Annotated in this window: 23 protein-coding genes and 1 pseudogene; 12 read left to right on the forward strand and 12 right to left on the reverse strand. The window is 69.8% G+C overall.

From position 1 onward, the window contains the following. Nucleotides 1-138: 138 nt before the first annotated feature. The gene (locus ACIQD6_RS16010) at nucleotides 139-2,523 is read left to right on the forward strand and encodes a discoidin domain-containing protein (RefSeq protein WP_401882640.1); all 2,385 of its coding nucleotides are present in this window, start codon (nucleotides 139-141) and stop codon (nucleotides 2,521-2,523) included. A 251-nt stretch (nucleotides 2,524-2,774) separates the two neighbouring features. On the opposite strand, the pseudogene ACIQD6_RS16015 reads toward ACIQD6_RS16010, so the two are convergent. From ACIQD6_RS16015 to ACIQD6_RS16035, 5 genes and pseudogenes are all read right to left on the reverse strand, one after another. Next, a pseudogene (locus ACIQD6_RS16015) lies at nucleotides 2,775-3,298 on the reverse strand (DUF6879 family protein). A 144-nt stretch (nucleotides 3,299-3,442) separates the two neighbouring features. After that, nucleotides 3,443-3,841, reverse strand: coding sequence for a nuclear transport factor 2 family protein (locus ACIQD6_RS16020; RefSeq protein ID WP_401882643.1), 399 nt, complete (start codon nucleotides 3,839-3,841; stop codon nucleotides 3,443-3,445). A 145-nt stretch (nucleotides 3,842-3,986) separates the two neighbouring features. Further along, nucleotides 3,987-4,469, reverse strand: coding sequence for a winged helix-turn-helix transcriptional regulator (locus ACIQD6_RS16025; RefSeq protein ID WP_401882645.1), 483 nt, complete (start codon nucleotides 4,467-4,469; stop codon nucleotides 3,987-3,989). A gap of 85 nt (nucleotides 4,470-4,554) precedes the next feature. Further along, entirely contained in the window at nucleotides 4,555-5,451 is an 897-nt protein-coding gene (locus tag ACIQD6_RS16030) for an arginase family protein (RefSeq protein WP_401882647.1), read from the reverse strand. 216 nt (nucleotides 5,452-5,667) lie between these two features. Continuing rightward, on the reverse strand, nucleotides 5,668-6,237 hold the full coding sequence (locus ACIQD6_RS16035; RefSeq protein WP_401882650.1) for a DoxX family membrane protein: 570 nt from the start codon (nucleotides 6,235-6,237) through the stop codon (nucleotides 5,668-5,670). Nucleotides 6,238-6,374: 137 nt separating this feature from the next. Here ACIQD6_RS16035 and ACIQD6_RS16040 point away from each other — a divergent pair, with 137 nt between their 5' ends. The 5 genes from ACIQD6_RS16040 to ACIQD6_RS16060 all read left to right on the forward strand — a co-directional run bounded on the left by ACIQD6_RS16040 (nucleotide 6,375) and on the right by ACIQD6_RS16060 (nucleotide 10,476). Next, nucleotides 6,375-6,890: a MarR family winged helix-turn-helix transcriptional regulator gene (locus ACIQD6_RS16040; protein WP_401882652.1), complete on the forward strand. Its 516-nt coding sequence runs from the start codon at nucleotides 6,375-6,377 to the stop codon at nucleotides 6,888-6,890. Between the two features lie 60 nt (nucleotides 6,891-6,950). Next, nucleotides 6,951-7,460, forward strand: a complete 510-nt coding sequence (locus ACIQD6_RS16045; RefSeq protein ID WP_401882654.1) for a SigE family RNA polymerase sigma factor — start codon at nucleotides 6,951-6,953, stop codon at nucleotides 7,458-7,460. Beyond that, complete coding sequence (locus tag ACIQD6_RS16050) at nucleotides 7,453-8,514, forward strand: hypothetical protein (RefSeq protein WP_401882657.1); 1,062 nt, start codon at nucleotides 7,453-7,455, stop codon at nucleotides 8,512-8,514. The genes ACIQD6_RS16045 and ACIQD6_RS16050 overlap by 8 nt, the downstream gene beginning before the upstream one ends. Nucleotides 8,515-8,525: 11 nt before the next feature. Next, nucleotides 8,526-9,425 (forward strand): L,D-transpeptidase family protein, encoded by a 900-nt coding sequence (locus ACIQD6_RS16055; protein WP_401882658.1) that lies wholly within the window; start codon nucleotides 8,526-8,528, stop codon nucleotides 9,423-9,425. 166 nt (nucleotides 9,426-9,591) lie between these two features. After that, a complete protein-coding gene (locus ACIQD6_RS16060) occupies nucleotides 9,592-10,476 on the forward strand; it encodes an intradiol ring-cleavage dioxygenase (protein WP_401882661.1) in 885 nt (294 codons plus the stop codon). A gap of 175 nt (nucleotides 10,477-10,651) precedes the next feature. Here the strand turns inward: ACIQD6_RS16060 and metG are convergent, their stop codons facing one another. Continuing rightward, on the reverse strand, nucleotides 10,652-12,373 hold the full coding sequence (gene metG, locus ACIQD6_RS16065; protein ID WP_401882663.1) for a methionine--tRNA ligase: 1,722 nt from the start codon (nucleotides 12,371-12,373) through the stop codon (nucleotides 10,652-10,654). A gap of 378 nt (nucleotides 12,374-12,751) precedes the next feature. Here metG and ACIQD6_RS16070 point away from each other — a divergent pair, with 378 nt between their 5' ends. After that, on the forward strand, nucleotides 12,752-13,405 hold the full coding sequence (locus tag ACIQD6_RS16070) for a response regulator transcription factor (protein WP_401882900.1): 654 nt from the start codon (nucleotides 12,752-12,754) through the stop codon (nucleotides 13,403-13,405). Nucleotides 13,406-13,461: 56 nt separating this feature from the next. Beyond that, the gene (locus ACIQD6_RS16075) at nucleotides 13,462-14,673 is read left to right on the forward strand and encodes an ATP-binding protein (protein ID WP_401882666.1); all 1,212 of its coding nucleotides are present in this window, start codon (nucleotides 13,462-13,464) and stop codon (nucleotides 14,671-14,673) included. Between the two features lie 172 nt (nucleotides 14,674-14,845). On the opposite strand, the gene ACIQD6_RS16080 is transcribed toward ACIQD6_RS16075, so the two are convergent. Then, nucleotides 14,846-16,690 carry a VWA domain-containing protein gene (locus ACIQD6_RS16080; RefSeq protein WP_401882669.1) on the reverse strand — a complete coding sequence of 615 codons (1,845 nt, stop codon included), beginning with the start codon at nucleotides 16,688-16,690 and terminating at the stop codon, nucleotides 14,846-14,848. Between the two features lie 431 nt (nucleotides 16,691-17,121). Between ACIQD6_RS16080 and ACIQD6_RS16085 the strand changes: the two genes are divergently transcribed. The 3 genes from ACIQD6_RS16085 (at nucleotide 17,122) to ACIQD6_RS16095 (ending at nucleotide 20,426) form a co-directional block, all read left to right on the forward strand. Further along, entirely contained in the window at nucleotides 17,122-19,203 is a 2,082-nt protein-coding gene (locus ACIQD6_RS16085) for a PhoX family protein (protein WP_401882672.1), read from the forward strand. A 145-nt stretch (nucleotides 19,204-19,348) separates the two neighbouring features. Further along, on the forward strand, nucleotides 19,349-19,798 hold the full coding sequence (locus ACIQD6_RS16090; protein WP_401882675.1) for an RNA-binding S4 domain-containing protein: 450 nt from the start codon (nucleotides 19,349-19,351) through the stop codon (nucleotides 19,796-19,798). 211 nt (nucleotides 19,799-20,009) lie between these two features. Further along, nucleotides 20,010-20,426, forward strand: coding sequence for an ATP-binding protein (locus tag ACIQD6_RS16095; RefSeq protein WP_401882677.1), 417 nt, complete (start codon nucleotides 20,010-20,012; stop codon nucleotides 20,424-20,426). Between the two features lie 54 nt (nucleotides 20,427-20,480). Here ACIQD6_RS16095 and ACIQD6_RS16100 read toward each other — a convergent pair whose 3' ends face one another. The 3 genes from ACIQD6_RS16100 to ACIQD6_RS16110 form a co-directional block, all read right to left on the reverse strand. Beyond that, nucleotides 20,481-21,575 (reverse strand): endonuclease/exonuclease/phosphatase family protein, encoded by a 1,095-nt coding sequence (locus tag ACIQD6_RS16100; protein ID WP_401882679.1) that lies wholly within the window; start codon nucleotides 21,573-21,575, stop codon nucleotides 20,481-20,483. 126 nt (nucleotides 21,576-21,701) lie between these two features. Then, nucleotides 21,702-22,163 carry a hypothetical protein gene (locus tag ACIQD6_RS16105; protein ID WP_401882682.1) on the reverse strand — a complete coding sequence of 154 codons (462 nt, stop codon included), beginning with the start codon at nucleotides 22,161-22,163 and terminating at the stop codon, nucleotides 21,702-21,704. Between the two features lie 208 nt (nucleotides 22,164-22,371). Beyond that, complete coding sequence (locus tag ACIQD6_RS16110) at nucleotides 22,372-23,268, reverse strand: hypothetical protein (RefSeq protein WP_401882684.1); 897 nt, start codon at nucleotides 23,266-23,268, stop codon at nucleotides 22,372-22,374. Nucleotides 23,269-23,413: 145 nt separating this feature from the next. Between ACIQD6_RS16110 and ACIQD6_RS16115 the strand changes: the two genes are divergently transcribed. Further along, nucleotides 23,414-23,827, forward strand: coding sequence for a hypothetical protein (locus tag ACIQD6_RS16115; protein WP_401882687.1), 414 nt, complete (start codon nucleotides 23,414-23,416; stop codon nucleotides 23,825-23,827). A gap of 117 nt (nucleotides 23,828-23,944) precedes the next feature. Here ACIQD6_RS16115 and ACIQD6_RS16120 read toward each other — a convergent pair whose 3' ends face one another. Further along, complete coding sequence (locus ACIQD6_RS16120; protein WP_401882690.1) at nucleotides 23,945-25,711, reverse strand: TcdA/TcdB catalytic glycosyltransferase domain-containing protein; 1,767 nt, start codon at nucleotides 25,709-25,711, stop codon at nucleotides 23,945-23,947. Nucleotides 25,712-26,092: 381 nt separating this feature from the next. Beyond that, the gene (locus ACIQD6_RS16125) at nucleotides 26,093-26,293 is read right to left on the reverse strand and encodes a hypothetical protein (protein ID WP_401882693.1); all 201 of its coding nucleotides are present in this window, start codon (nucleotides 26,291-26,293) and stop codon (nucleotides 26,093-26,095) included. Between the last annotated feature and the right edge of the window lie 26 nt (nucleotides 26,294-26,319).

Raw genomic sequence — 26,319 nt, forward strand, 5'->3', positions numbered from 1 at the left:
GTTTTCGGTCAACGGCCTTGAGTACAGGGGGAGTTCGGCACACGCGTTTCGCGAGTTCCCTGGCTTCCCGCCGATCACGCATGACAACCTTCGTTTGAACTTGATCGAATGTGATCGACTCTTGGAAGGGCTTCGCGCGTGATCCCTCTTCTGGCCGCCCGGCACAGACCCCGGCACAGACCCCCGCATGCGTCCACCTGGACGGCCGTGGCCATCGCCGCCGCCGTCACCGCCGGTCTGCTCGCCGCCGCGCCCTCGGCGAGTGCCGCTCCCGGCGCCGACCTCACGGACAACGGCGGGACCATCACCGCCCAGTACGAAGGCGGCAGCACCGCCGAGAACTATCCCAAGCTCATAGACAACGATGTCAGTACCAAGTACTTCACCGGCCGTCCCACCGGCTGGGTGCAGTACCGTTCCGCCGCGCCGGCCGTCGTCGACCGCTACACCATCACGTCGGCGAACGACGCCACCGACCGTGATCCGAAGGACTGGACGCTCCAGGGCTCGTCCGACGGCACGACCTGGACGACGCTGGACACCCGTACGGACCAGACGTTCGCCGGGCGCGGCAGGACGCGGGGGTTCGCGGTCGCGGGCGGCACCGCGTACAGCTACTACCGGCTGGCCGTCTCCAAGAACAACGGTGCCGGGCAACTCCAGTTCGCTGAGTGGGAGTTGTGGGCCGGGGGCGACGGGGTGCCGCAGGCGCCGAGCGGCCTCAGCGCGTCCGCCGTGAGCGCGAACGAGGTCGACCTGGCCTGGAGCGACAACTCCGGTGTCGACACCGGGTACACCGAGACCGGCTTCCGTATCGAGCGCTCCACCGACGGCACCACCTTCCGCCAGGTGGCCACCGCCGGAGCCGATGCCACCACGTACACGGACAGCGGGCTGACCGCCGGGACCACGTACCACTACCGGGTACGTGCGGCCGGAGCGGGCGAGGCCGTATCGGCCTGGTCCAACACCGCCAAGGCGGTGACCGCGGCCTCCGCCGATCCGATCGACATCACCGACCTGGCGGGCACGGTCACCGACAAGAACAACGTCTCCGGCGACGAGGGCCGGGACAAGGCGGTGGACAACACCCTCTACACGAAGTACCTGACCTACGACACCACCACCTGGCTCCAGTACGCGGCGGCGGCCCGGTCGACGGTCACCGGCTACACCCTCACCTCCGCCAACGACTCGGCCGCGCGTGATCCGAAGAACTGGACGCTTCAGGGCTCGTCCGACGGCACGGCCTGGACGACGCTGGACTCACGGACGGGCGAGACCTTCTCCGCCCGCTTCCAGAAGAAGGCGTACACCTTCACCAACAGCACCGCGTACCGCTACTTCCGCCTGAACATCACGGCCAACGCCGGGGACAGCCGGACCCAGCTCGCCGAGTGGCAGATCCTCGGCACCGGCTCCCTGGGCAGCACCCCGGCGCCCGAGGCGCCGACCGCCCTGACCGCGAAGGCGGTCACCGGCGACCAGACCGAGCTGTCCTGGAGCGACAACTCCCGCTGGGAGACGGCGTACCGCGTCGAGCGCTCGACCGACGGCACCACCTGGGGCTGGTCGCGGACCCTGCCGGCCGGCACGACCCGGTACCAGGATCTCGGGCTCACCGGCAGGACGACGTACCAGTACCGCGTACGCGCCGAGAACGGCACCGGCTCCTCCGCGTACACGAGCACCGCGAGCGCGACCACCGGCGACCCGGACCTGCCCGCCGTCTGGCAGGAACACTGGCTGGAGCACACCCAGTCGCTCAGCCGCGTGTACTACGACGGCGATGTCGGCATCTACTTCGACCCGGACGTCGACAAGTCGAAGACCTGGGTCCACGACTACGTCGCGAAGCTGTGGCGGTACACCAAGCAGAACTACGGAAGCTTCAGCAACCCGCGGCTGGCCGCGATCTTCCACCAGGGCAAGTACGGCGGCGGACACCCGGCGACCGTCTTCGACGCGGGCCACGACAACCGCAATGTGATCGACGTCGGCCTGGGGAGCTGGAACGAGAACGACGCCCAGGCCCGCGACATGACCGCGCACGAGATCGGGCATGTCGTGGAGTTCTCCGCGAAGGGCGTGAACGGTTCGCCGTCGTTCCCGCTCTGGGGCGACAGCAAGTGGGCCGAGATCTACCAGTACGACGCCTACCTGGGCACGGGCCTGACCGCCGACGCCGAGCGCTGGCACACCAGGATGCTGGCCAACAGGGACAACTTCCCCCGGGCCGACACGGCCTGGTACAAGGACTGGTTCTACCCGATCTGGCGCGACCACGGTAAGGGCGCCGTGCTGTCGAAGTACTTCCAGGTGCTGGCGGACAGCTACCAGAAGCACAACGGGAAGTACGCCCGGGACATGAACTACGGCGAGTTCGTGCACTTCTGGAGCGGCGCGGCGGGAGTGAACCTGAAGGCGCGGGCGACCACCGCGTTCGGCTGGCCGGCGGAGTACGAGCAGCAGTTCAAGCAGGCGCAGATCGACTTCCCGGACGTCACGTACCCGCGTACCTGACGCTCGCGGAGGCGGAAGCAGGGGAGGGCCCGCAGCACGTGCGCACATGCTGCGGGCCCTTCGCCGTGAGCGCTCCGCCGTCATGCGTCCCGTTCGCTCGTCAGGCATGGGCGACCTTCACCGCCGGGGTGAAGCACTCCACCTGAACGGGAATGCCCGTCCTGTGGCGCAGCCGGTGCGGGCCACCGCCTTTGCTTCCTTTCCGGATGCCTTTCGCAGTGTCCGCAGCGCTTCCCTCAACTGTGCCTTGTTCACTCTCCGTACGTGGCCCACCAGTTGGTGAAGGGTTCGGCTTCCGCCAGTGCGATGTCGCGATACGCGACGAAGTCCTGCGCTCGCTCGGCGTCCAGGACGTCGGAGCCGAGGAATCCGCCGGCCTCGTCGTAGCCCATGACCGCTGCCGCCGCCGAATCGAAGAGCCAGAAATCGGGTGCGGCCGGGAGGGGGTTGGGGCGGTCTGTCGTGTCGAGAATGAAGAACTCCTCCCCGCCGGTCATGTTTTTCCGGTAGCCCCAGCCGAGTTCGAACCGCAGATAGGGGCTCGCGGTCGGGACAGGACATGCACCCGGTACACGCGCTTTCCCGTGGACGTATGCGAGCGGAGTTCGTTCACCCAGGCGGTGTTGTAGTCGTTCGGCTGCTGCTTACCGGCCAGGAAGTCCTGATAGGCGGCAGCGTTCCCGGACCTGCTGTAGTCGCTCAGGGTCTCCAGGCGGAAGGCCTCCTGCTCGAAGGAGTCGAAGAGTTCTCCCAACGTCTTGGATGAGCTGCTCACGCATCACCTTTCGGATGCGTTCCATCGGAGTCTCCACGAGGGTTTCGTGGGCCGGGGTCTGGAGCCCGTGATCGGTCGGGGTTTCCTCTTGTGCCAACAACGTGTCCCGGTCGGTGGCGTACAGCGCCGGCCTGTGGAAGTCGGTCACATCACCGCGTCGGTCTGTAGTGGTCCTGCGGTGATGCGCAGTTCGCGGACGCGGATCTCCTCCTCGTCGGCGAGGTAGAAGATGTGCATGAACGGGGCGCGGACCACGCGGTCGGGTTCGGTCTTCTTGGCCATGGTGGCCTCTCCGCGCAGCAGGCGGACACCGTCGCCCGCGGCCCAGAATTCCAGGACCTCGTGGGCGATGATCAGCGGCTCGTCGATCTTGACGAAGAATGCCTTGATGGCTTCGACGCCGTGGATGTGTGCGGTGCCGAAGAACATGTCGGTGTCCTCGGTCAGCGGCGCGAAACCCTCATCGAACTCCAACGTGTCGATGGCGTCCATGAACTTCAGGACCCACTCGGGCGGGGGCGTCGCTTGTGCTGTGTGCGTCATGAGCTGTCCTCTCCATAGCCAGATACTAGTAGCGTACTGCTACTAGTTTCATATTGCTACGAGGGGTGTCGGGTCGCCCAGGATGAGAGCTCAGGGAGGTTACGGGCCCGGCTCCCGCGCACTGCGGAAGTCTTCTTGTGCCACTTCAGTCGTTCGCTGCGGTCTCATGGCCGACGCCGTCCCCCTGTGCGGGCATGGGGCGGAGTGTCGGGGCGTCGATCCGCTCGCGGCAGCTACTGCATGCGAGGTATGGATCGGTCGGGTTGCCGCACACCGTGTGGATCAGTGGGTGACGCGTGATGTCTCCGTCAGTCGCGTGGGTCTCGGCCCAGCGGGTGATCGCCGCGATGGCGGGGACGGCGAGTTCACGGGCGCTGTCGGTGAGCTGGTACTCGTACCACGGTTTGTCGGCCCGATAGGGGTGCTTGGAGAGTAGGCCCAGGTCCGTCAGGCTGGTCAGTCGTGCGGTGAGAATGTTCGCCGAGATGCCAAGCGTTCGCTTCAGCTCTCCGAATCGGCTGACCCCGAAGAAGACCTCCCGCAGGATCTGGTAGTTCCAGCGCTCTGAGATCGCACTCAAGAACTCCTGGCCATGCTGGAAGGTGACGTGGTCCGCGCGGTCGGACACGGCCTCTCCTCTCCGGTAGCTAATGGTTCAAAAACAGAAGTAGTTGCAACATGTTACCGATACCGCCGAGCAGGCCCGCTCCCGGTCAGGGCTGAGTGAAGGCCGTCTGGAGGAGGTCGGCGAGGAGGGCCGCGCAGGAGCCGTCCGGGTCGAGATCGGGGTCGTAGATGGTGAGGTTCAGGCCCACGCAGCGTTCCGAGCGCACCAAGGTCCGTAGCAGCGGGGCGAGTTCATCGGGCAGGAGGCCGTCGGGGTCGGGGCTGTCGACGGCGGGCATGACGGACGGGTCCAGCACGTCCGCGTCCAGATGTACCCAGAATCCCTCGGTCACGGGTGCTTCAAGAGTCCGTAGAACCGCGTGCGACAGCTTCTCTGCGCCCCACTCCCGGATCTCCCCGACCGTCGCGTTCGTGATCTTCAACTCGGTGAGTTCGGCCCGCTCTTCGTCGTAGTCGCGGATGCCGAGGACCCGTACGTCCTCGTCCCTGATGTACGGCCGCAGCCCTTCGAGGTCTGTCAGGTCCGCCTGGCCGCGGCCGGTGGCGATGGCCAGCTCTTCACCGCCCGCGGCACCGATACGGTCCGAGTTCCCGGGGTGCCGGAAGTCCGCGGACCCGTCGATGACGGCGAGTCCGTACCGTCCGATGCGGCGGAGGGCGAGTGAGGCACCGAGCTGGATGGAACAGTCCCCGCCCAGGACGACCGGGAAGTCCCCCGCCCGGACGTGGTGCTCGATGCGGTCGGCGAGCTTGGGGGTGTACGTGGCGATCGCCTCGGCGTTGAACACACCGTCGCCCTCACTCCAGCCACCGCGGTCGTAGCGGGGCGGTACGACGACTCCGCCCTCGTACGCTCCGAGCCGCCGCACCAGCCGCTGTTCACGCAGCGCGCCCGCCAGCTTGTAGCACCCGGGCACCGTGCCTTCGACGGGCGGCCGGAGGCCGAGGTTGGACGGGGCGTCAATGACGACGATGCGGCGCATCCGGCCATTCTGACCATGCGCGGCGGCGCGGGCCATGGTGTTTCGCCACCCGCAGAAGCGGAGCGGCCCATGGTGCGCGCGACGGACGCGCCTCGGGGCCGACCGGGTGCCCGCCGTGAGTGGCGCCGGACCGGGGTGTGGCACAAGGGTGACGCGGTGACGGCCCCGGTCCGGCTCGGCTCGTTCAGGTCGGCCGGGAAAGCGAAGGGGTGGGCCTCACTTGCGCAGCAGCAGCGTGACCCCCGCCAGCACCAGGCCGAGTACCAGGGCCGCGACGCCGTACGCGAGGCGGTGGGCCTTGACCCAGGGCAGGAAGCGGTCCGCCGCGATGCGGCCCGGGCCGGTGAGGGTGAGGGCCGCCGCGCCGGCGGTCAGGAGGAGTTCGTACTCGATCCCGGTCGGCGCGAAGAAGGCGCCGAACCCCTTCACCGCGAGGACGTTGACCATGGTGCCGACCAGCGCGGCGCCCGCGAGCGGGGTGAGGAGGCCGATGGCCAGGCCCAGGCCGCCGAGGGTCTCGGTGAGTCCGGCCACCACGGCCAGGGCCTTGCCGGACGGGTAGCCGCTCATGGTGAAGAACTCGCCCGTGCCGTCGAGGCCACCGCCGCCGAACCAGCCGAACAGCTTCTGGCTGCCGTGTGCGGCCATCGTCAGCCCGAGCGCGAGGCGCAACAGCAGCAGTCCGACGTCGTAGGCCTGCGGCGGGGCGGCGTGGTGTGTGCCGGTGCCGGAGGAGAGGGGAGCGAGGGAGCTGACGGAGGTGGAGGTGCTGGTGGGGGAGGGCATGAGCGCGTTCTCTCCTGGGTGAGGGGATGGAAGGTACGAGGGGCGTGGGGCCCACATGGTTGAAAGTTGAAGTATGGCTCGGTAGTGACCGTACACAGTGTTTCGAATTTGAACAACCGCACTCTAGGATGGCCGCCATGGATGAACCCCGGTGGTTGGACGAGGACGAGATGACCGCCTGGCGAAGCTTCATCGTGACGAGCACCCTCCTCGAACGCTGCCTCGACCAGCAGCTGAAGGAGGCAGCGGGACTCTCCCATCCCCAGTACGAGATATTGGCCCGCCTCTCCGACGCCCCCTGCGGCGAGCTGCGCATGAGCGACCTGGCCGATCTGCTCCTCACCTCCAAGAGCGGGCTGACGTACCAGATCGGCCGGCTGGAGAAGGCCGGGCTGGTCAGCCGCCGCACCTGTGACTCCGACGTACGCGGTGTCGTCGCCGCCCTCACCGACACCGGGCGCGAGCGGCTGCGCGGTGCGGCCCCCGGCCATGTCGCCCTGGTCCGCGAGCTGCTCATCGATGTGCTCGACCGCGACCAACTCGCCTCCCTGGCAGCCGGACTCGGGCAGGTCGGCAAGCGCCTGCGCCAGGATCTCCACGAGACGTCCGGTGCCGCGACCGGCGCTGAAATCCAGCTGCCGGAGGCAACCTGATCGGCACCCCATCGCGTTCCACAGTCGTGGGAGACCTAACGGAATGGCGAGGACAGGACAATGGACTCGGCGGATGGCGACTTCGAGGCATTCGTCGCCGCGCGGGGTCCGCGGCTGCTGCGCGTGGCCTGGCTGCTGACCGGCGACGCGCATCTGGCGGAGGACCTGCTGCAGAGCACCCTGGCGAAGGTGTGGCCGAAGTGGTCGCGCATCTCCGGGGGACATCCGGAAGCGTACGTACGCAAGACGCTGGTGCATCAGCACGCCTCCTGGTGGCGGCGGCGCTGGCGCGGGGAACTGCCGCACGGCGACGTCCCGGACGTGGTGGGTTCGGTCGACGCGTACGCGAGTGTGGACCTGGAGCAGTCGCTGGCCGCGGCCGTACGCTCCCTGCCGGTGCGGCAGCGCGCGGTGGTCGTCCTGCGCTACTTCGAGGACCTGAGCGTCGAGGACACCGCGGCCACGCTCGGCTGCTCCACCGGCACCGTCAAGAGCCAGTCCTCGCGGGCGCTGCGCACCCTGCGGGCCGCGCTGCCCGCGTCCGTGGGAGGTGGTGACCGCCTTGTGTGACCAGGGTGACCAGCGGTCGGTGGATGAGGGGCGGGAGCCGGAGAATCAGGACGCGCGGGAGGAGCAGGAGCTGCGTGTCCTGCTGGAACGGGCCGTGCCCCGGCTGCCCGCACCTGAGGGACGCCTGCTCCGGGTACGGGAACGGGCCGGCCGGATCCGCCGCCGGCGCCGGGCGACGGGGGCCGCCGCCCTGACCGTGACCGGACTCGTGCTGGCCGGTACGTTCCTTCCCGGCGCGCTGCGCGGCAGCGGACCGGATTCGGAACCCGTACTGCCCGCCGCTCCCGTGCCGTCGACCAGCTCGCGGGCTGTCGCGCACGACGGCCTGGTCCAGTTCCGGAATGTGGCGGGCCTGGTCCTGCGACTGCCGGAGGGGTGGCAGGCGCTGGAGGCGCCGCCCGGCTTCGGGTACGACGAGGCACCCGAAAGCGTCATTCCGCCGGACGCGTCGACGGCACCACCGGACGAGGCGACGACGGCTCCTCCGGACAAGGAGCAGGCTCCCCCCGGCGCGGTGAAGACGGCTCCCCCGGGCGGGACGACGGTGGCTCCCTCTGACGGGGCGAGCTCCGCCGGCGGGGCGCGGACGCGGGACTCCGATGCCGCCTACCGGGCGACCGCCCGCGGCTTCGCCTCCTCACAGAGCCTCACCTCGAACGCTCAGGACTGCGCCGAGAAGAGCGGGAGCACGTGCCTGCCGGTGAAGGAGCTCCGGCGCGGCGCGGCGCTGCTCGTCCTCGACCCGCAGACCGAGCGCGGCGCGTTTGGCAAGATCAAGGATCCGCCGGCGCTGTACGAGGCGGACGCCCCCTCGGTGACCTGCGAAGGCATCCGGGGCACCAGGGAGTACAACGGCCTGGTGGGTGGGGCCCCCGCCCCCTTTACGGCTGTCGCCGTGAGCCTCTGCGTATCCGGCGACGCGCCGTGGACCGTCGAGGCCGTCCGCTCGATGATCGCCGGAGCAGACTTCGACAAGGACCCCGGCGAGGACTCCCGCAAGGGAGCCGAACCGGTGCCCGTTCCCGCCGCCGAGCACCTGCGGAACAAGAAATGAGAGGCCCGCATATGTCGTCCGTCCGCTCTCTCCTCCCCGTCCGCAGGGGCCCCCGGCGCCCCCGGCTGGTTGCCGCGCTGCTGGCCACCGGCCTGCTGCTCACCGGCTGCGCGGGCGCCGAGGACACCGCGGACAACGTGGGATCCGCACCGGGCGGCCCGAAGGCGAGCGGCGCGGATTCCGGTGCCGGGAGGGCGGATTCCGGTGCCGGGAGGGCGGCCTCGGGTGGTTCGGACTCCGGTGGTCCGCGTTCCGGCGGTGCGGAGTCCGGCGGCGGGAGGTCGGGCAAGCCGGTCCTGGAGGCGCAGACCGTCGAGCCCGAGGAGATCCCCGGCCTCGGCCCGGCGACCCGCGCCAAGATCTCCGACGAGACCACCCAGGCCGTGGTGGTGACCGGTTCCGGCCGGGAGTCCGACCGCTCCACCGTCATGGTCCACGAGCGCGACCCGGTCACCGGCTGGCAGCCCGCCTCCGGCGTATGGCCCGCGCACAACGCCGTACGCGGCTGGACCGACGACCACGTCCAGGGTGACCTGCGTTCGCCCATTGGGGTGTTCGGTCTCACCGACGCGGGCGGCAAGCTGCCCGATCCGGGCTCGAAGCTCCCGTACGACCGCGGGCCGGCCTTCGAGGCGACGGGCGACGGCGTCGAGGGTGAGCCGCTCGAAGGGTCCTTCGACTATGTGGTCGCGATCAACTACAACCGCATGGCCGGTACCTCGCCCCTCGACTGGACCCGCCCGCTCGGCGACGAGAAGGGCGGCGGCATCTGGCTCCATGTGGACCACGGCGGCCCCACCCAGGGCTGTGTCTCGCTGCCGCGCGGGCAGATGAAGGAACTGCTGCGCGCGCTGGACCCGCGGAAGCGGCCGGTCGTGGTGATGGGCGACGCGGACTCGCTGAGCCGCTGATCCGGTACGGGACGGCGGACTCGCCGAGCGGCTGATCGGACACGGGACGGCGGACCCGCCGAGCGGCTGATCCGGTACGGGACGCAGGCGGTCCTTGACCTGATTCACAGCAATGCACAGCTTGCACTCACGCCCCTGCCAGCTTCGGACCCTACGCTCCCCTCTCATGACAGGGACTCAGGAACCTTTAGCCGAACGGGACATGACCCGCAGAAGGGCCCTCATCGCGGGCGGCGCGGTGGTCGCCGCCGCAGGTATAGGGGCCGCCGCCGTGACCTCCGCGGCGGCCGACGAGGACACGGGCGCGACGGCTGCCACCGACGCGCGCGCAGAGGAGTGCTACCAGCTCACCTCGACGTACACCGAGGGTCCGTACTACATCGACGCCGACAAGATCCGCGCGGACATCACCGAGGACCGCGAGGGCATCCCGATGACCCTCAAGCTCAAGGTGATCGACTCGGTCACCTGTGAGCCGCTGCGCTTCGCGTGCGTCGACATCTGGCACTGCGACGCCGGAGGCGTCTACTCCGGCTACGAGGACGCGGGATCCGGCGATGGCGGTGGCGGTACCCCGCCGCCCACCGACGCCCCCACCGGAGCCCCGACCGGCTCACCCCCGCCCGGCGGTGGCGGCGGCCACCAGGAGCCCACCGACGACGAGCGCTACCTGCGGGGTACGCAGCTCACCGACAAGAAGGGGTTCGTCACCTTCAAGACGATCTTCCCCGGCTGGTACCAGGGCCGTGCCCTGCACATCCACACCAAGGTGCACGTCGACGGCGAGATGACCGACTCCGGCTACGAGGGGGGCACCACCTGCCACACCGGCCAGTTCTTCTTCGACGAGGTCGCGGCCGTCGAGTCGGAGAAGGTCGAGCCGTACGCGTCCAACACGGCGACGCGGACGACCCTCACCGAGGACGGCATCTACGACCAGAGCGGCGTCCAGGGCGGGCTGCTCAAGCTCAAGTACGCCCCGGGGCACATCGCGCGCGGTGTCACCGGCTCCATCACCATGGGCGTCGACCCGGACGCGGTCGAAAGCTGACGGTCGAAGTCGACAGCTGACGGCCGAAAGCTGAGGCCAACAGGCCTACAGGCCAAGGGAAGCGGCCCGGGACCATCGGAGACCCACAAGGTCTCATCAGGTCCCGGGCCGCTTCCTGCGCGTCGTACGGACAGTGGCTTCGTACGGTGCTTCGTGCCGTACGGCGGGCGGTGCCTTACGCGGCCGTCTCCTCGCCGCCGAAGCGCTCCCGGTACGCCGCCAGGTCCTCTTCGGTGATCTTCGCGAACAGCACCGGCGGAACCGTGAAGGCCGTGCCCGCCGGGACCGCTGCCAGCGCCTTCGCCTCGTCGGCAGTGACCCACCGCGCCGTGTCGTCGGCCAGCGCGAACGCCGCCCGCATGGCCTTGGCCGAGGCCGGGATGAACGGCTCGGAGATCACCGCGTAGAGGTGGATGAGGTTCATCGCCGTCCGCAGGGTCAGCGCCGCACCCTCCTCGTCGGTCTTGATCTCCAGCCAGGGGGCCTTCTCCTCCAGGTAGGAGTTGCCCGCCGACCACAGGGCGCGCAGCGCGGCCGCCGCCTTGCGGAACTGGAGCGTCTCCATGTGGCCCTCGTACTCCGCGAGAAGCTCCGCGATCTGCGCGCCGAGCTTCTCCTCCGCCTCCCCGGCCGGCCGGCCCGCCGGTACGGCGTCGCCGAAGCGCTTGCGCGAGAAGGACAGGACGCGGTTGACGAAGTTGCCGAGAGTGTCGGCGAGGTCCTTGTTGACCGTCGCCGTGAAGTGCTCCCAGGAGAAGGACGTGTCGTCCGACTCCGGCGCGTTCGCCATCAGGAAGTAGCGCCAGTAGTCGGCGGGGAGCAACTCCAGCGCGGCGTCGGTGAAGACGCCCCGCTTCTGGGACGTGGAGAACTTGCCGCCGTAGTAGTTCAGCCAGTTGAAGGCCTTGACGTAGTCGACCTTCTTCCACGGCTCGCGGGTGCCGAGCTGGGTGGCCGGGAACATCACCGTGTGGAACGGGACGTTGTCCTTGGCCATGAACTCGGTGTAGCGGACGGTGTCGTCGGCCTCGTACCACCACGACTTCCAGTCGCGGTTCGCCGGATCGGCGTCCGCCCACTCCTTGGTCGCGCCGATGTACTCGATCGGTGCGTCGAACCAGACGTAGAAGACCTTGCCCTCGGCCGCCAACTCCGGCCATGTGTCGGCCGGGACCGGCACGCCCCAGTCCAGGTCGCGGGTGATCGCCCGGTCGTGCAGGCCCTCGGTCAGCCACTTGCGGGCGATGGAGGAGGCGAGCTGCGGCCACTCCGTGCCGACCGCGTCGATCCAGGTCTCCACCTCGCCGGCCAGCTTCGACTGGAGGAGGAAGAGGTGCTTGGTCTCGCGGACCTCCAGCTCGCTGCTGCCGCTGATCGCGGAGCGCGCGTCGATCAGGTCGGTGGGGTCCAGGACACGGGTGCAGTTCTCGCACTGGTCGCCGCGCGCCTTGTCGTAACCGCAGTGCGGGCAGGTGCCGACGATGTAGCGGTCCGGGAGGAAGCGGTCGTCGGCGATCGAGAAGACCTGGCGGATCGCCCGCTCCTCGATGAAGCCGTTTTCCTTCAGCCGGCGCGCGAAGTGCTGGGTGATCTCGCGGTTCTCGGCGGAGGAACTGCGGCCGAAGTAGTCGAAGGCCAGCTCGAAGCCGTCGTAGATCGCCTTCTGCGCGTCGTGCTGCTCGGCGCAGAAGGCGTCGACCGGTACGCCCGCTTCCTTGGCGGCGAGCTCGGCGGGGGTGCCGTGCTCGTCGGTGGCGCAGATGTACAGGACGTCGTGGTCGCGCTGGCGGAGGTACCGGGCGTACACGTCCGCCGGGAGCATGGACCCCACCATGTTGCCCAGGTGCTTGATCCCGTTGATGTACGGAAGGGCGCTGGTGATGAGGTGTCGAGCCATTGCAGGCTGCTCCCAAGTCGCTACGCGGAGTGACCAATTGGTCTACGGATTGTCAATATCGTATCCGACCGATCGAGTGCGAGTCGCCCGCGTTTGTGGGGGGTGGTGGAGGTTGCAGGCGAGGGGGCGCACAGGGCGTGAGCAGGGGCGCGCGGGGAGAGCTTTGCGAAACACCCATTGCGGTAGACATGCCCATCCTGGGAGGGAAAGGGCATCATGTACGAGGCGGGACAGGGGCAGGGCCGGGGGACGGGACAGGGCCAGGGACAGGCGCGGGGGACCGGACACGAGGCGGAGTACGGGGCGACGTACCGGGCACGGAGCGGTGCACGGACCGGAGCGCGGGCCGGTGCCGGGGACGGGACAGGGGACGGGAGCATGCGGGTACTGGTCGCCGAGGACGAGCAGGTCCTGGCCGAGCTGGTCGCCACCGGGCTGCGGCGCGCGGGGTTCGCCGTCGACACCGTGTACAGCGGTGACGCCGCCCTCGCCTATCTGGGACTGCACGATTACGACGTCGTCGTCCTCGACCGCGATCTGCCACGGGTCCACGGCGACGAGGTGGCACGCAAGTTGGTCGCCGATTCGTCCCGTACGCGCATCCTGATGCTCACCGCGTCCGCCTCCATGGAGGACCGCGTCGAGGGCCTCGACCTGGGCGCCGACGACTATCTGGGCAAGCCCTTCGACTTCCCCGAGCTGGTCTCCCGGGTGCGCGCCCTGCGCCGGCGCAGCGCCAGGCCCGTACCGCCGCAGCTGGAGCGGCACGGCGTACGGCTCGACTCCGTACGGCGTGCCGCGTCGAGGGACGGGCGCGAGCTGGACCTCTCGCCCAAGGAGTTCTCGGTGCTCCAGATCCTGCTGGAGGCCGACGGGGCGCCGGTCTCGGCGGAGGAACTGCTGGAACGGGCGTGGGACGCGCACGCGGATCCGTTCACCGGCGCGGTCCGGGTGTGCCTGAGCAAGCTGCGGGCGAAGCTGGGTGATCCACCGCTGATCCGTACGGTGCAGGGCGTGGGATACGCGCTGTGAGCAGGCCTCGGATACCGCTCGCGGTGCGTCGTTCGGTGCGAAGGGGCACGAGCCTGGTGAGCCGGGAGGGCTGGGGCAGAGGTTTTTCCTGGGGCGCCGGCTCCATCTCCACCATCCGTACGCGCCTCGCACTCGTCTACGGCTGTGTCTTCCTCGTGCTCGGCGGCTGTCTGCTCGCCGTCGTGAACCTGCTCTCCAGCGCCGCCACGGAGAACGAGGCCCAGGAGATCGCGGCCCGCGTCGCGCCGGCCCAGGTGATGCCGACGCCCACGTCGGTGCGCGGGCTGATCGGCGAGCAGCAGATCGATCCGGTCAGCCCCTACCAGCTCACCGACACCGTTACGGATGTGGCCTCCGACGAGATGATGTTCTGGTCGGTCGTCGCGCTGCTGGTCATGGCGTTGTGCGCGGTGGGCGTCGGCTGGTGGACGGCGGGGCGGGTGCTGCGGCCGGTCCACGCGATGACGGCGAAGGCGCGCCGGCTCTCCGAGCGCAACCTCCACGAGCGGATCGGGGCGGACGGCCCCGACGACGAGCTGAAGGAGCTGAGCGACACCCTGGACGCGCTGCTGGGGCGGCTTCAGAAGGCCTTCGACAGCCAGCGCCGGTTCATCGCGAACGCCTCGCACGAGCTGCGGACACCGCTGGCGACCCAGCGGACCGCGATCCAGGTCGGGCTGGACGAGCCTTGCTCGCCGGACCAGTTGGCCCGTACGAAGGAGACCCTGCTCGACAACAACCGGCGCAGCGAGCGGCTCATCGAGGGGCTGCTGGTCCTGGCGCGCAGCGAGCGGGAGGTCGAGGACCAGGACCTGGTCGATCTGGGGGAGGCGGTGACCGAGGAGGCGGTACGGCACGGCCTGGACAGGTCCGTGTCCGTCGTGGACTCCGAGGTGGTGTGCGGAAACCAGTTGCTGCTCGGGCAGTTGGTGGGAAACCTGCTGGCCAACGCGGTGACGTACAACGTGCCCGGCGGGACGGTGGACATCGAGGTCTACGGCTGTGTGCTGGTGGTACGGAACACCGGCCCGGTCATAGCGGCGGCGGACGTTCCCGCGCTGTTCGAACCGTTCCGGCGGGGGGAGGGCCGCGACCGGATGGGCCGAGGCGCGGGCCTGGGCCTTTCCATCGTCCGCTCGATCGCGGTGGCGCACCGGGGGACGGTCACGGCGGAGCCGGGCGGGGACGGCGGGGGGCTGGTGGTGACGGTGACGCTGCCGCCTGCGGGGGCGCGCGTTGAGCGGGAGTGGGAGTGGGAGCGAGGGTGAGGGCCGGGGCGCCGGTGAGGGTAGGGGTGCGGGTGAGGGCCGGGGCGCCGGTGAGGGTGCGGGTGAGGGGTGCGTACGCCGCTCGGACGTCCTCGGAAACGCCGACTGCCGCCGGCCCGGGCGCGAGTGGCGCGGGTCGGCGGCAGTGGACGGTTCGGACGGTTCGGACGGGTCAGCTCTCGGAGGCGTCCTTCTGGCGCGGCTGCCAGGCGGCGAGCAGCTCGCGGTAGAACTCCGCGGCGGCCAGACCGCGCGGAGCCGGGCCCGCGTGGAAGAAGCCGACGTGGGCGGCGGACGGGTCGGCGCCGAGCTTCCGTACGAAGTCGAAGCCCTTGGCGTCCTCCTCACCGAACGCCACGAACTGCCAGAACAGCGGCAGGTTCGCGACGTCGGCCAGCGCCTTCTCGGCGGCCCGTACGGCGCTGGGCGCGCCGTCCGTCTGGAAGATCACCAGCGCGGGCCCGGTGGCCCCGGACTTCTCGTGGAGCGCCACGACCTCTTCGACGGCGAGGTGGTAGTTCGTACGCCCCATGCGCCCGGCGGACGCGTGCAGTTCGTCGATCTTCCCGTTGTACTCGGCGAGTTGAAGCTCGCCGGTCCCGTCGATCTCCGTGGAGAAGAGCACGACGGACACGGCCGCGCGCTCGTCCAGGTGCGCGGAGAGCGCGAGCACCTGCTCGCCGAGGTGCTGGGCGCTGCCGTCCTTGTAGTACGGACGCATCGAGGCGGACCGGTCGAGGACCAGGTAGACGGTGGCCCGCTCGCCGGTGAGCCCGTGCTTCCGGAGGGCGGCGCCGGCGGCCTTGTAGTGCTCGGCGAGCCCGGGGGCACGGGACTTGAGGCGGGCGGGGGAGAAGGCGGGCTTCCCGGTGGTGCTGGTGGCGGGTGCGGCGGTTGTGGGCTCGGGCTCGGCCTCGGCTGCGGCCTTGTGCTCGGTCAGGGCGACGAGCGTGTGCGTGGGCATAGGCGCGGGGGTGGGCGAGGGCGCGGGGGTGGGCGTGGGATCAGCCACGGCTTCCGGCTCCGGCTTCGGCTCGGGTTCCGGTTCGGCCTCGGCCTTGGGTTCGGGCTCCGGCTCGGGCGACGCCTCGGGCTCGGCCTTGACCTCGACTTCGGGCTCGGGCGTGACCTCGGCCTTGACCTCCGCCTCGGGCTCGGGCTTGGACTCGGGCTCGACCTCCGCCTCCGGCGCGGGCGTTGCCTCGGCCGCCGGAGCGACGGGGGCCATGACGGACGCGGGGACGACCGGATCGGCCACGGCCTGCGGGTCGTTCAAGGGCTCGGCGCTGAGCTCGTCGGCAACCGGCTTCTCCGGATCCGGAGTTGAAGCAGTCGCGTGCTCGGTCTCGACCGTGACTTCGGTCTCGACCGTGACTTCGGTCTCGGCCTTGACTGCGGTCTCGTCCTTCACCCTGGGCTCGGGCTTGATCTCCCGCTCCGCCGAGGCCTGCGCCGGGACCGTGGCCGTGACCTGGGCCTTGGCGGCCGACGGCTCCTCGTCCGTACGCTTCCGCGACGCCTGGGGCGGCACGCTGCGGTCGGAACGTTCCGACCGGTCCGACTCGGACGGGCGGGCCTTGTCGAACGCGGCGGCCACCAGGTCCGCCGCCCCCTCCGACTCGGGCGAGGTCCGGGCCTTCGGCGGCGCGGTCGTGCCCGTACCCGCCGGCTCCTCGGCGGCGACCCTCGAATCCCTGGACTCCCCCGACTCCGCAGATACCGCGGAATCCTTAGAGCTCTCAGATACCTCAGATGTCTCAGAGGACTTGGACTCCTTGAATTCCTTCGAATCCTTGGTGTCGGACCGGGCCTCCGCCCTGCCCGAGTCCTGAGTCTCTTTCTCTTCGTTCTTCTCGTTCTTCTCGTTCTCGATCTTGCTTTTGTCCTCGGCCGCGGTCGTCGGCTCCGCCGATTCCGTACGGGCGACCTGGGCCGGCACCGAGGCTGCCGCCGGCTCGTTGCGCTCCTCCGCACGATCGCGTCCGAACACCTTGCGCAGCAAGCTCCGAATGCCCATGGGCGAGGCCTTTCAGATGAGTTGGGTGCGGTGTCCGCCGCCGGGGAAACGCAGCATCCCTGGCCAGGGCGGATACGTAAGGTTAGCGGCCATTCGGAGTGATCCAGGGCAGGGGCGGTCACTGCGAGGTCAGGGTGGTACAGGACCGACGACCGCTCCGGTCTCCCGACCGTGACCACTCCGGTCCGGGGGCCCGCGACCACTCCGGTCTCCCGACTTCTCCCGACCGCGACCACTCCGGTCCGGGGGCCCGCGACCACTCCGGCCCCCGCCCGCTCTCAGGGGTTCTTACGGCACAGCCGCCCGGCATTCATGGTCCGTTCACCTTCACGCCGCCGTCCTGCTGGCATGCCCACCTAGCGTCGCGGCCGAGACATCCCGACACCCTGTCGGCGCGGGGCGCGCCGAATACCGCATCACCGGAGGCGAAAGTGCGCAACCTGCTGCCGCTGCTCAACACCCATCCTGGCGGACGTTCGGCCCTGACCTGTCGTTACCGCTGTGGCGACGCCTGTTTCCACGAGGTGCCCAACAAGAGCGACAACGAGTACGTCGGTGACGTCATCGCGGGCGCCATCTCCCGGCGTTCCATGGTGCGCGCCGCCGCCGTCGTGACGGTCGCCACCGCCGCCGGCAGCGCGATCGCCTTCGGCCCCGGCGGCTCCTCCGCCGTCGCCGGGCCGGTGAGCGGCGACGCCAACGGCCTCGGAAACGGCAGCGGCTCCAAGACGGACGGCGCCCGTGGCCTCCGTTTCACCCCCGTCGCCTCCAACACCGACGACCAGGTGACCATCCCCGCCGGCTACAGCCAGAACGTGGTCATCCGCTGGGGCGAGCCCATCCTGCGCGGTGCGCCGGCGTTCGACGAGGACAAGCAGACCGCCAAGGCGCAGGCCGGCCAGTTCGGTTACAACAACGACTTCCTGAGCCTGCTGCCCCTGAAGGGCGAGCGCGGCCGGCAGGTCCTCGTGGCCAACCACGAGTACACCGACGAAGTCCTCATGTTCAAGGGGTACAACCCCGAGAAGCCGACCCGCGAGCAGGTGGAGATCGCCTGGGCCGCCCACGGCTTCTCCGTCGTCGTGGTCGAGGAGGACCGCGGGCGCGGGCACGGGAGCGGCAAGCTCACCGCCGTCACCCGTCACCAGCTCAACCGCCGCATCACCGTCACCAGCGAGTTCCGCCTCACCGGCCCGGCCGCCGGCAGCGAGCTGCTGCGCACCTCGGCGGACCGTACGGGCACCAAGGTCTTCGGCACGCTCAACAACTGCGCCGGCGGCACCACCCCCTGGGGCACCACGCTGCACGGCGAGGAGAACTTCAACCAGTACTTCGCCAACGCGTCGAGCGACAAGGACCTGCGCTACGGCATCGGTACGGGCGCCACCGAGCGCAAGTGGGAGCTGTTCGACAAGCGCTTCGACGTGAAGCAGGAGCCCAACGAGTCGCACCGCTTCGGCTGGGTCGTCGAGCTGGACCCGTACGACCCGGACTCCACGCCCCGTAAGCGCACCGCCCTCGGCCGCTTCAAGCACGAGGCCGCGCAGCCGCGCCTCACCGCCGACGGCCGTCCCGTCGTCTACATGGGCGACGACGAGAAGTTCGACTACCTCTACAAGTTCGTCTCCTCGAAGCGGATGAAGAAGGGCGGCGGTCGCGCGGCCCACGAGCACAACCTCACGCTCCTCGACGAGGGCACGCTGTACGTCGCCAAGCTGACGGGCGACAGCCCGGCCGACGAGATCGACGGCAAGGGCACGCTGCCGAACGACGGTGAGTTCGACGGTTCCGGCCGCTGGATCCCGCTCGCCACCGGCGATGTCTCGCACGTTCCCGGCATGAGCGCCGACGAGGTGTACGTCTTCACGCGGCTCGCGGGCGACAAGGTCGGCGCCACCAAGATGGACCGCCCCGAGGACGTCGAGCCGTCGCCGCGCACCGGCCGCGTCTACGTCGCGCTGACGAACAACACCGACCGTGGCAAGGCGGGCAAGGCGGGCGCCGACGAGGCCAACCCCCGTAACGCCAACAAGCACGGCCACATCCTGGAGCTGGCGGAGCGCGGGGACGACCCGGCGGGCGACCGCTTCGCCTGGCGGCTCTTCCTGGTCGCGGGTGACCCCAAGGACCCCGCCACCTACTTCGCGGGCTTCCCGAAGGACAAGGTCAGCCCGATCTCCTGCCCGGACAACGTCGCCTTCGACCCGCACGGCAACCTGTGGATCTCGACGGACGGCAACGCGCTCGGCGTGCACGACGGCCTGTTCGGCGTCGCGACGCAGGGCGACCGGCGCGGTGAGCTGAAGCAGTTCCTGACCATGCCGAACGGCGCCGAGACCTGCGGCCCGATCATCCAGGACCGCCGGATCCTGGTCTCCGTGCAGCACCCGGGCGAGGTCGACGGCGCGTCGGTCGAGAAGCCGGCGAGCGCGTGGCCGGACGGACCGGGCAAGATCGTCCGCCCGTCGGTGATCTCCGTGTGGCGCAAGGACGGCAGCGACATCGGCGTCTGAGCCGTAGTCGCAGGCACAAGCACAAGCACAGGCACAGGCACGCGGGGTGGCGCCATGACCGGCGTCACCCCGTGCGTCGTTCCGCCGGTCTTCCCGTACGGCATAAGGGGCGGAAGCGCGGGCCGTCCCCGTCTACTCTCGATGTATGACTTCTGAGGGTGCGGGTGCGGGTGCGGGTTCGGCCGCGGGCGCGGGGGCCGGTTCGGGTGCGGAGACCGCGCGGGTCGACACCTGGATCTGGTCCGTACGGCTCACCAAGACGCGCTCCCAGGCGGCCTCGGCCTGCCGCGCGGGCCACGTCCGCGTCAACGGCGACCGGGTCAAGCCCGCGCACACACTCAAGCGGGGCGACGAGGTCCGGCTGCGCCACGCGGGCCGGGACAGGGTCGTGGTGGTCTCGCGGATCGTACGGAAGCGGGTCGGCCCTCCGGTGGCGGTCGAGTGCTACGTCGACAACAGCCCGCCGCCCCCGCCGCGTGAGATGGCCGTCCCCGTCGCCCTTCGCGACCGGGGAGCGGGCCGCCCGACGAAGCGGGACCGCAGGGAACTGGACCGGTTGCACGCGCAGATGCAGGGACAGGACCCGCAGGCCTGACCCGCAGACCCGACCCGGATGCCTGACCCGGATCGACCTCGGGACCGGGCCCGGATCCGGGGCGGATCTCAGGTCGGATTCCGGGGTGCTGAAAAAGTTTCGGACGTCGTCGGCCCGTGGCGCCGGGCCTCGCGAACCGTCAATTCTAACTGCGCACAGTCATCTCTGTTGTACGGAAAGTAAAACCCGCGCAGCAGGGAAGGTCCTTCCCATGACTTTCGACGGTGATCAGCGCGACCGGTACGACCAGCTCGTCCACTTCCGGCTTCCGAGCCATCCCCGCAGCGTAGGACGCGCGCGGGAGGTGCTTCGTACGAACGTCGGTCTGCCCGAAGAACCCGGTGAGACAGCTGCTCTTCTCCTGTCGGAACTCGTCACCAACGCCCTGCGCCACGGCAGTCCGCCGGGACGTGAGATCGCGGTCTCCCTGCACCGGTACGACGGGCTCCTGAGGATGGAGGTCGAGGACGCGGGCGACTTTCTGCCGCGACCACGTACCCCCGGGCTCGACGACGAATGCGGGCGGGGGCTCGCGCTGATCGCCGCGCTCTCCGACGACTGGGGGGTGGCGCCCCGGCAGGGGCCGGGGAAGCGGGTCTGGGTGACGTTGAAAGTGCCGGGCCGGTAGGACCGGCCCTTCGCGCCCCGGCGGGGCGGCCGTTGGGGGTCCGGCTCCGGCGAGTCAGCTCCGCGCGCGCAGTTCGAGCCGTACGAGCAGCGACCGGTGGTCCGTGTCCGCCAGATCCAGGAAGCGGGCGTCCCGGACCGAGAAGTCGTCGCTGATCAGCACATGGTCGATCTGCGCCCCCAGCGGCCGGGGGACGTCGGCCGGCCAGGACGGGGTACGGCCGGCGCCGCCCCTGACGGAGCTGTCGCGCAGCCTGCCCGCGTCCAGGATGTCCCGGAAGGCGGCGTGGTCCCGGGTGGCGTTGAAGTCGCCCGCCAGGATGAGCGGAGCGTCCTTGCGCCCGGCGGCGTACGTACGGATCACGCCCAGTTCGTCACGCCAGAGATCGACACCGCCGGGGAGGGGCGGCATCGGGTGGACGAGCTGGAGCTGGACCGTACGGCCGCCGATCACGGCCCGGGAACCCGGCATGCCGAGGGCGCCCTTGATGCCCTCCGTGTCGGTGAGCGGGAGGGCGGAGAGGATGACGGAGCCCTTCGCCTCACCGACTCCGGACGTGACGACGTTGCGGTACGGATAGTCGGCGTGCGGGATCCGGGCGGTGAGGAGCCGTACGCAGACGGAATCGCATTCCTGGACGAAGACGAGGTCGGGCTTCTCGCGGCGAATCGCCGTGACCAGCGCGGGCGTTGCCTGCCCGAACTCGACGTTGGAGGTCAGCACATCGATACGGGCGACGACGGGCCCGCGCGCACCGGCCCCCGATCCCGATCCCGTACCCGATCCTGATCCCGTACCCGTACTCGTCGTGGCCCCCATGGCCTCGGTCCCGTACGAGCCCGCGTCGTACGGCCGGACGAACCACCCTGTCGCGGCGAGCACGACGAGCCCCCAGACCACCCCGGTCCGCCAGCGGAGCAGCGCGGTGAGCACCAGGGCGGCGGCCGTGGGGACGAGGAGCCAGGGCAGGAAGGCGAGCAACTGCGGTACGGGGGTGACACCGTCGATGCCGAGCGCGCGACAGCCGACGATCACGGAGACGGCCGCGAGGCACACACCGGCGGCCCCGATCAGGAACCGCTGGAGCCCGGGGCGCGCGGCGGGCCCTGAGGCGGTCGGACGCGGGAAGAGGAGCATACGTACACGCATACGGGGACAGTAGTCGTGGCCACTGTCCTCGTATGCGCGTACGTGGTGCGGTTGTAGGGACGGTTGTAGGGACGGGGGTTGGGGTTGGTGGAGCTGTCGGGTTCCGGGGTTCTCGGGCCCGGGGTGTCAGGTTCTGGTGCCGGATCGAGCTCCGGCTCCGGCTCCCATACGGTCCGTCGCCAGCGCCCAGATCACAAAGGCCGAGAGAGCCATGTTCACGATCGCCCAGAACGGCTGGTAGGGCAGGTACATGAACTGCGATACGAGGACCAGCGCCGCGAGCGCTATGCCGACGTACCGGGCCGCCCGGACCCTCATGAGGAGCGCAAGCCCGGTGAGTGCCACCAGGATGCCGAGGGCCACGTGGATCCAGCCCCAGGAGGTCAGGTCGAAGGTGTAGGTGTAGCCGCTGACGTTGTTGAGGAACGTGTTCCTCCTGATCGCGGCTATTCCCTGAAGGATGTCCGTAGCCCCTATGACCACCATGAGGACACCGGCGAAGAAGCTGCCGCCAACTGCCCAGGCGGCCCTCCTTTCCGTATGGGCTCCGGTGCCCGCGCCGGTCCCCGTGCCTGCGCCGGTACCCATGCCCATGCCCGTGCCTGACCCGGTGCCGGTTCCTGTGCCGGTACCGATTCCGGTGGTGGGGGGTCGATGTGCTGTGTTCTGGCTCATAACCCCATGGTGCGCCGAACGGCACAAAAGGGACATTCGGTCGAGGGGAATCGGCATAAAGATTCAGTAAAGTCCTGAGAGTCGCGCGCGGACCAGCCGGTCGGGTCCGGTACGGCCCCGGTCAGGGGCGGCCCGGCGTGCCCGCCCCGGCGGGTACCGGGGTGCGCCGTGGGGGAGTTGGCGGCGGTCGCCGTGGCCGGCCCGTCAGCCAGGCGGCCACGGCGAGGACGAGCCCGGCGGCGACGACGGACCAGGCCGTCGTACGGAGCGAGGCGGTCAGCGCGTCGTACATCGCGGCGGCGGCCGACCGGTCACCGTCGTTCGGCAGGTCCTGGAGCACGGTCCCGCGCGCCACCGCCAGGGTGACGGCCAGCAACGCCCCGCCCGCCGCGTACGCGAGGCCGATACCGGTCAGCGCCCGCCGACGGCGTACGGCGAGCAGCACGGCCAGCCCCGTGAGGGCCACCGTCGCGACGGCCGGCCAGGTCCCGGCCGCCCGGAGCCCCTGGGCGACATCGCGCCAGACGCCGAGTCCGTTGGCCTGGAGGACGATGATCTCGTCGCGCCGTACGGGGATCCGGCCGGCGTACGGCACGCTGTCGTCCATCAACTGCTTCTTCACCCGCTGGGTGATCGGCGCCAGGTCGATGGTCACGTCGTTGCCGCGGCCACTGGTCAGAACCTGCACGACGGCGGTGTGGGCGGCGCGCGTCGCGGTGTTCCACGCGTTCTGGAAGGCCTCGGTGGTGGCGAAGGACAGCACCGCCTCGTGCAGCAGCCCGCGTACCCCCTCCTGGATCGGGCCCACGTCGATCTGCGTCATGACCTCATCGGTGATCCGGTCCGCGACGGCCTTCTGCACGGCGGGTTCGGTGGCGAGCGGCGCCATGGCGGCGACGAACCGGTCGTCGTCCCCGATCTCCAGATCGGCCCAGGCCGCGACCGCGCTCAACGGAATGAGGACCGCCAGCAGGACGGTCAGCACCGTGGAGAGGTAGGTCCGCACGCAAGTCCGCACGTAGGTCCGCACACCTCAAGGGAACGTGGAGCTGTCGGCGGGCGCGAGCGGTGCGCCGCCGACCTGGTGAGCGGTTGACGCGGGGGGTGGGCGGGTGTGCTCTGGAGAAGTGAAGCGGGGGGTGCGAGGGAAGGAGCTCCCTGCCATGGCCACACACGTGACGACGCCCGGCCGGCGCCAGGCCCGCCGCCCGCACACCCCGCCCCGCCGCCCGCCCTCCCCGCTCGCCGTGCGGATGTCCCTGTTCGTGGGTGTGGCCTACGGCGCGTACGCGTCGTTCATCGCACGCGGCGGCGGCGCCGCCAGCTTCGGGCAGCTGGCCCTGGCGCTGATCTCCGGGGTGGTCATGGCCGCGCTGGTCCTCGGCCTGGTACGGGTGCAGAACTCCCTGATGCGCGAACTGCGGGCCGGGGCCTGGGGCGTGCTGGTCGGCGGGTCCTTGGGCTTCCTCTACAGCCTCACCGGGCACAGCGTCCTGCTGTCTTCGGGGATCGGGCTGGCGATCGGTGCCGGTACGGTCATCGCGACGTTCTACGTGTACTACACGCGGGAGCCCTGACGCCGGCGGGCATGCGGGCGCTGAGCGTGCGGAGGGTGAGGAGGGTGCTGAGGGTGAGGATGCGGCACGCGGACACGGTCGACGCAGGCCCTTTCCGGTGGGGATGCCGACGGTGTCTCACTTCTTGATCTTGTCCAGCCAGGCCGGCAGGCGCGACTTCGCTTTGCTCGGGCCGCTGTCGAGCTGGTTCTCACTCTCGGGGGTCACCCAGCCCAGCGCCTTCCAGAACTCAAGGGCCTCCGGGGGGAACAGGTGCTGGAACTCGTCCTGGTTGATGGCCATGTCGGATGACTCGGGGGTGCTGTGCGCCTGTTCCATGACGCCGTGATGCCGGCCGGTGTACTGCTTGAGGATCTTCTCCACGAAGACGGGGCCGGAGATGTCGGGAGCCAGGCCTGCGAGATCCCCTTCGACGTGTTTGGAGCCGTACCGGTCTTTCAGATCGGTGAGATTTTGCGGGAGGTTCTTGAGGAGATCGTCCATGAACTCCGACCCGGGCGCCAGGATGAAGTTGTTGTTCAGAACTCCCTTGGAGTAGCGGGCGGTGGCCGCCGCGCTCAGGTCCTCCGGAGTCGGGTTCTGAGCCGATTCATTTTCCTTACGGCCCAACGCCGTGTGCACGCTCTTCTTGTCACGTAGTCGCGGGGCGAGAAGAGGAACGTCCCCGCTGTCCATCAGCACCTCGGGCGCCGACCTGAGCCGTACAGCGCCCGGCGCGACATCGACGTCCATGTACACGCCGCCGTATTCCTTCATCACGGTGTAGCGCAGGATGTCGGAGGCCAGGTTGTGGGCTTTGTTTTTCTTGGCGTCCTTGTAGACCTGATAATTGTCCGTGCCCGCCTTCTGCTTGACCAGGTTGTCGCTGTCGGCGCGGATCTCCAGATGGCTGCCAAAACTCTTCTTGAGGTCTTTGACTATCGAACTGCTCGCGTCGGTCCAGAGAGTCAGCGTCCAGTTGGTGTTCTCGGCGTTCTCCTTCCACGAGTTCAGGTTGGATATGACGGCGTCGCCGGGCTTGCCGCCCAGCCAGATGAAGTGCAGGACTCGCGGCACTGGGACGCGGCGCGCCGATCGCTGTTTGTCGGCCCCGCTCCACACCTGCTCGACGTTGCCGGCCTGGGCCGCGAACCCCTGGCTGCGCAGGCGGTTGAGCAGCAGGCGGTAGACATCCGATCGGTCGGTGGCTGCCAGGTGGCGCACGTACCTGGCGAGCCGATCGTCGTCGCCCGAGAAGAGTTCGGTGTTTTCGTGGTCGCGCAGCCGGAGACTCTCGCCGCGTGCCGACCCGCCGGTCTCCTGTACCGGTTCCCCGGGACGCTCCTCCGTCGCCGTCCCTTCCCCAGGGGCCCGCTGCACCGTCGTGGGGACGTGCGGCTCTCGCGCCGGGCTCCGTCCGGTCGCGATCCGTTGCACAGGCGCCGCCCCGCTCGCGGGCCGCTCGTGGCCGCCGCACCCCGGGCCGTGCTGATGCCGGTCGCCGGTCGCCGACTGGGTCCCGCCAGAGACGCGCTGGACGGGAGCAGGCGCGGACATGGCCCGGTCGGATGCGGCTTCCGCGAAGAGTTCGCCCCGGTCACGGGGATGCGATATGGCCAGTCCGGCACCGTTGTCCGTACCCAGAGCCGGTTCCGGGTCCAGCGTGTGGGCCAGCTCGTGCGCCCAGTCCCTTTTGCTCATCGCACCGCCGTCGACGATGTGCCCGTCGGCGGCGAACGCCTTGGCATCGATCAAGGCAGTCGCCTTGCGGGCGACGGTCCCGCCATGGACCTGCACGGCGCTGAAGTCCGCGCCGTCGTAGCGTGTTTCCATCTCCTGCCGCAGAGACGGCTCCAGCGGACGCGACGGTGATCGCAGGGCTTCGTCCACGGCCGTTCGCTGCACTTGCGCATGGTCGGCTTTCTCGTCCGGCGTGGGCCCGGCCGAAGCTCCGCCTCCTTCGGAAGCGACCCGCTGAAGGTGCCCCAGCCAGTGAGAATTCAGTCCGACAGCCTGGCTCGCACGGGACGATCCTGGCGCCCTTCGGCCGACTTGCCCTGCGTCCTTCTCGTGCGCATGCACGCGGGATACTCCTTCGCGCAAAGGGACACTGCGCGCCTGATTGTCCACGCCGCGGCGCGGCCTCATGAAGACCTCACGGGTGCAGACATATTGCCCTTTCGGGCAAGGGGGCCACCCTCATACGTCGTGGACGCCCGGTCACCGGCAACGTCGTGGACGCCCGGTCACCGGCCAGGCCGACCTTCGTCAGGGCCCGGCGCCGTGTCAGGGCCCGGCACCGTCCTCTTCGGCACGCAGCCATTTCGCCATGGCCGCGTTTCCCGCCGTGTGCTGCAGGAGTCTCAGACGTGCCAAGGTGCCGCTCTCGGGAGCAGACCGCGCGATCTTCCTGACCGCGCCCGCGAGTTCCGTGGTGGTCGTGCGCCTTTGCGCCTCCGCGGCGCCGTTCTGCCGTTCGCCGTCCATCCGCTTCCTCCTCGTCGATGGCCCAA

Origin of the sequence: Streptomyces sp. NPDC088400 (assembly GCF_044753355.1) — a bacterium.
GTDB lineage: Bacteria > Actinomycetota > Actinomycetes > Streptomycetales > Streptomycetaceae > Streptomyces.

Coding starts and splice junctions, on each gene's coding strand:
- ACIQD6_RS16020 (WP_401882643.1), bottom strand. CDS start 3,841: ATGACGCACACAGCACAAGCGACGCCCCCGCCCGAGTGGGTCCTGAAG.
- ACIQD6_RS16030 (WP_401882647.1), bottom strand. CDS start 5,451: ATGCGCCGCATCGTCGTCATTGACGCCCCGTCCAACCTCGGCCTCCGG.
- ACIQD6_RS16035 (WP_401882650.1), bottom strand. CDS start 6,237: ATGCCCTCCCCCACCAGCACCTCCACCTCCGTCAGCTCCCTCGCTCCC.
- ACIQD6_RS16040 (WP_401882652.1), top strand. CDS start 6,375: ATGGATGAACCCCGGTGGTTGGACGAGGACGAGATGACCGCCTGGCGA.
- ACIQD6_RS16045 (WP_401882654.1), top strand. CDS start 6,951: ATGGACTCGGCGGATGGCGACTTCGAGGCATTCGTCGCCGCGCGGGGT.
- ACIQD6_RS16055 (WP_401882658.1), top strand. CDS start 8,526: ATGTCGTCCGTCCGCTCTCTCCTCCCCGTCCGCAGGGGCCCCCGGCGC.
- ACIQD6_RS16060 (WP_401882661.1), top strand. CDS start 9,592: ATGACAGGGACTCAGGAACCTTTAGCCGAACGGGACATGACCCGCAGA.
- metG (WP_401882663.1), bottom strand. CDS start 12,373: ATGGCTCGACACCTCATCACCAGCGCCCTTCCGTACATCAACGGGATC.
- ACIQD6_RS16070 (WP_401882900.1), top strand. CDS start 12,752: ATGCGGGTACTGGTCGCCGAGGACGAGCAGGTCCTGGCCGAGCTGGTC.
- ACIQD6_RS16080 (WP_401882669.1), bottom strand. CDS start 16,690: ATGGGCATTCGGAGCTTGCTGCGCAAGGTGTTCGGACGCGATCGTGCG.
- ACIQD6_RS16090 (WP_401882675.1), top strand. CDS start 19,349: ATGACTTCTGAGGGTGCGGGTGCGGGTGCGGGTTCGGCCGCGGGCGCG.
- ACIQD6_RS16095 (WP_401882677.1), top strand. CDS start 20,010: ATGACTTTCGACGGTGATCAGCGCGACCGGTACGACCAGCTCGTCCAC.
- ACIQD6_RS16100 (WP_401882679.1), bottom strand. CDS start 21,575: ATGCGTGTACGTATGCTCCTCTTCCCGCGTCCGACCGCCTCAGGGCCC.
- ACIQD6_RS16105 (WP_401882682.1), bottom strand. CDS start 22,163: ATGGGTACCGGCGCAGGCACGGGGACCGGCGCGGGCACCGGAGCCCAT.
- ACIQD6_RS16115 (WP_401882687.1), top strand. CDS start 23,414: ATGGCCACACACGTGACGACGCCCGGCCGGCGCCAGGCCCGCCGCCCG.
- ACIQD6_RS16125 (WP_401882693.1), bottom strand. CDS start 26,293: ATGGACGGCGAACGGCAGAACGGCGCCGCGGAGGCGCAAAGGCGCACG.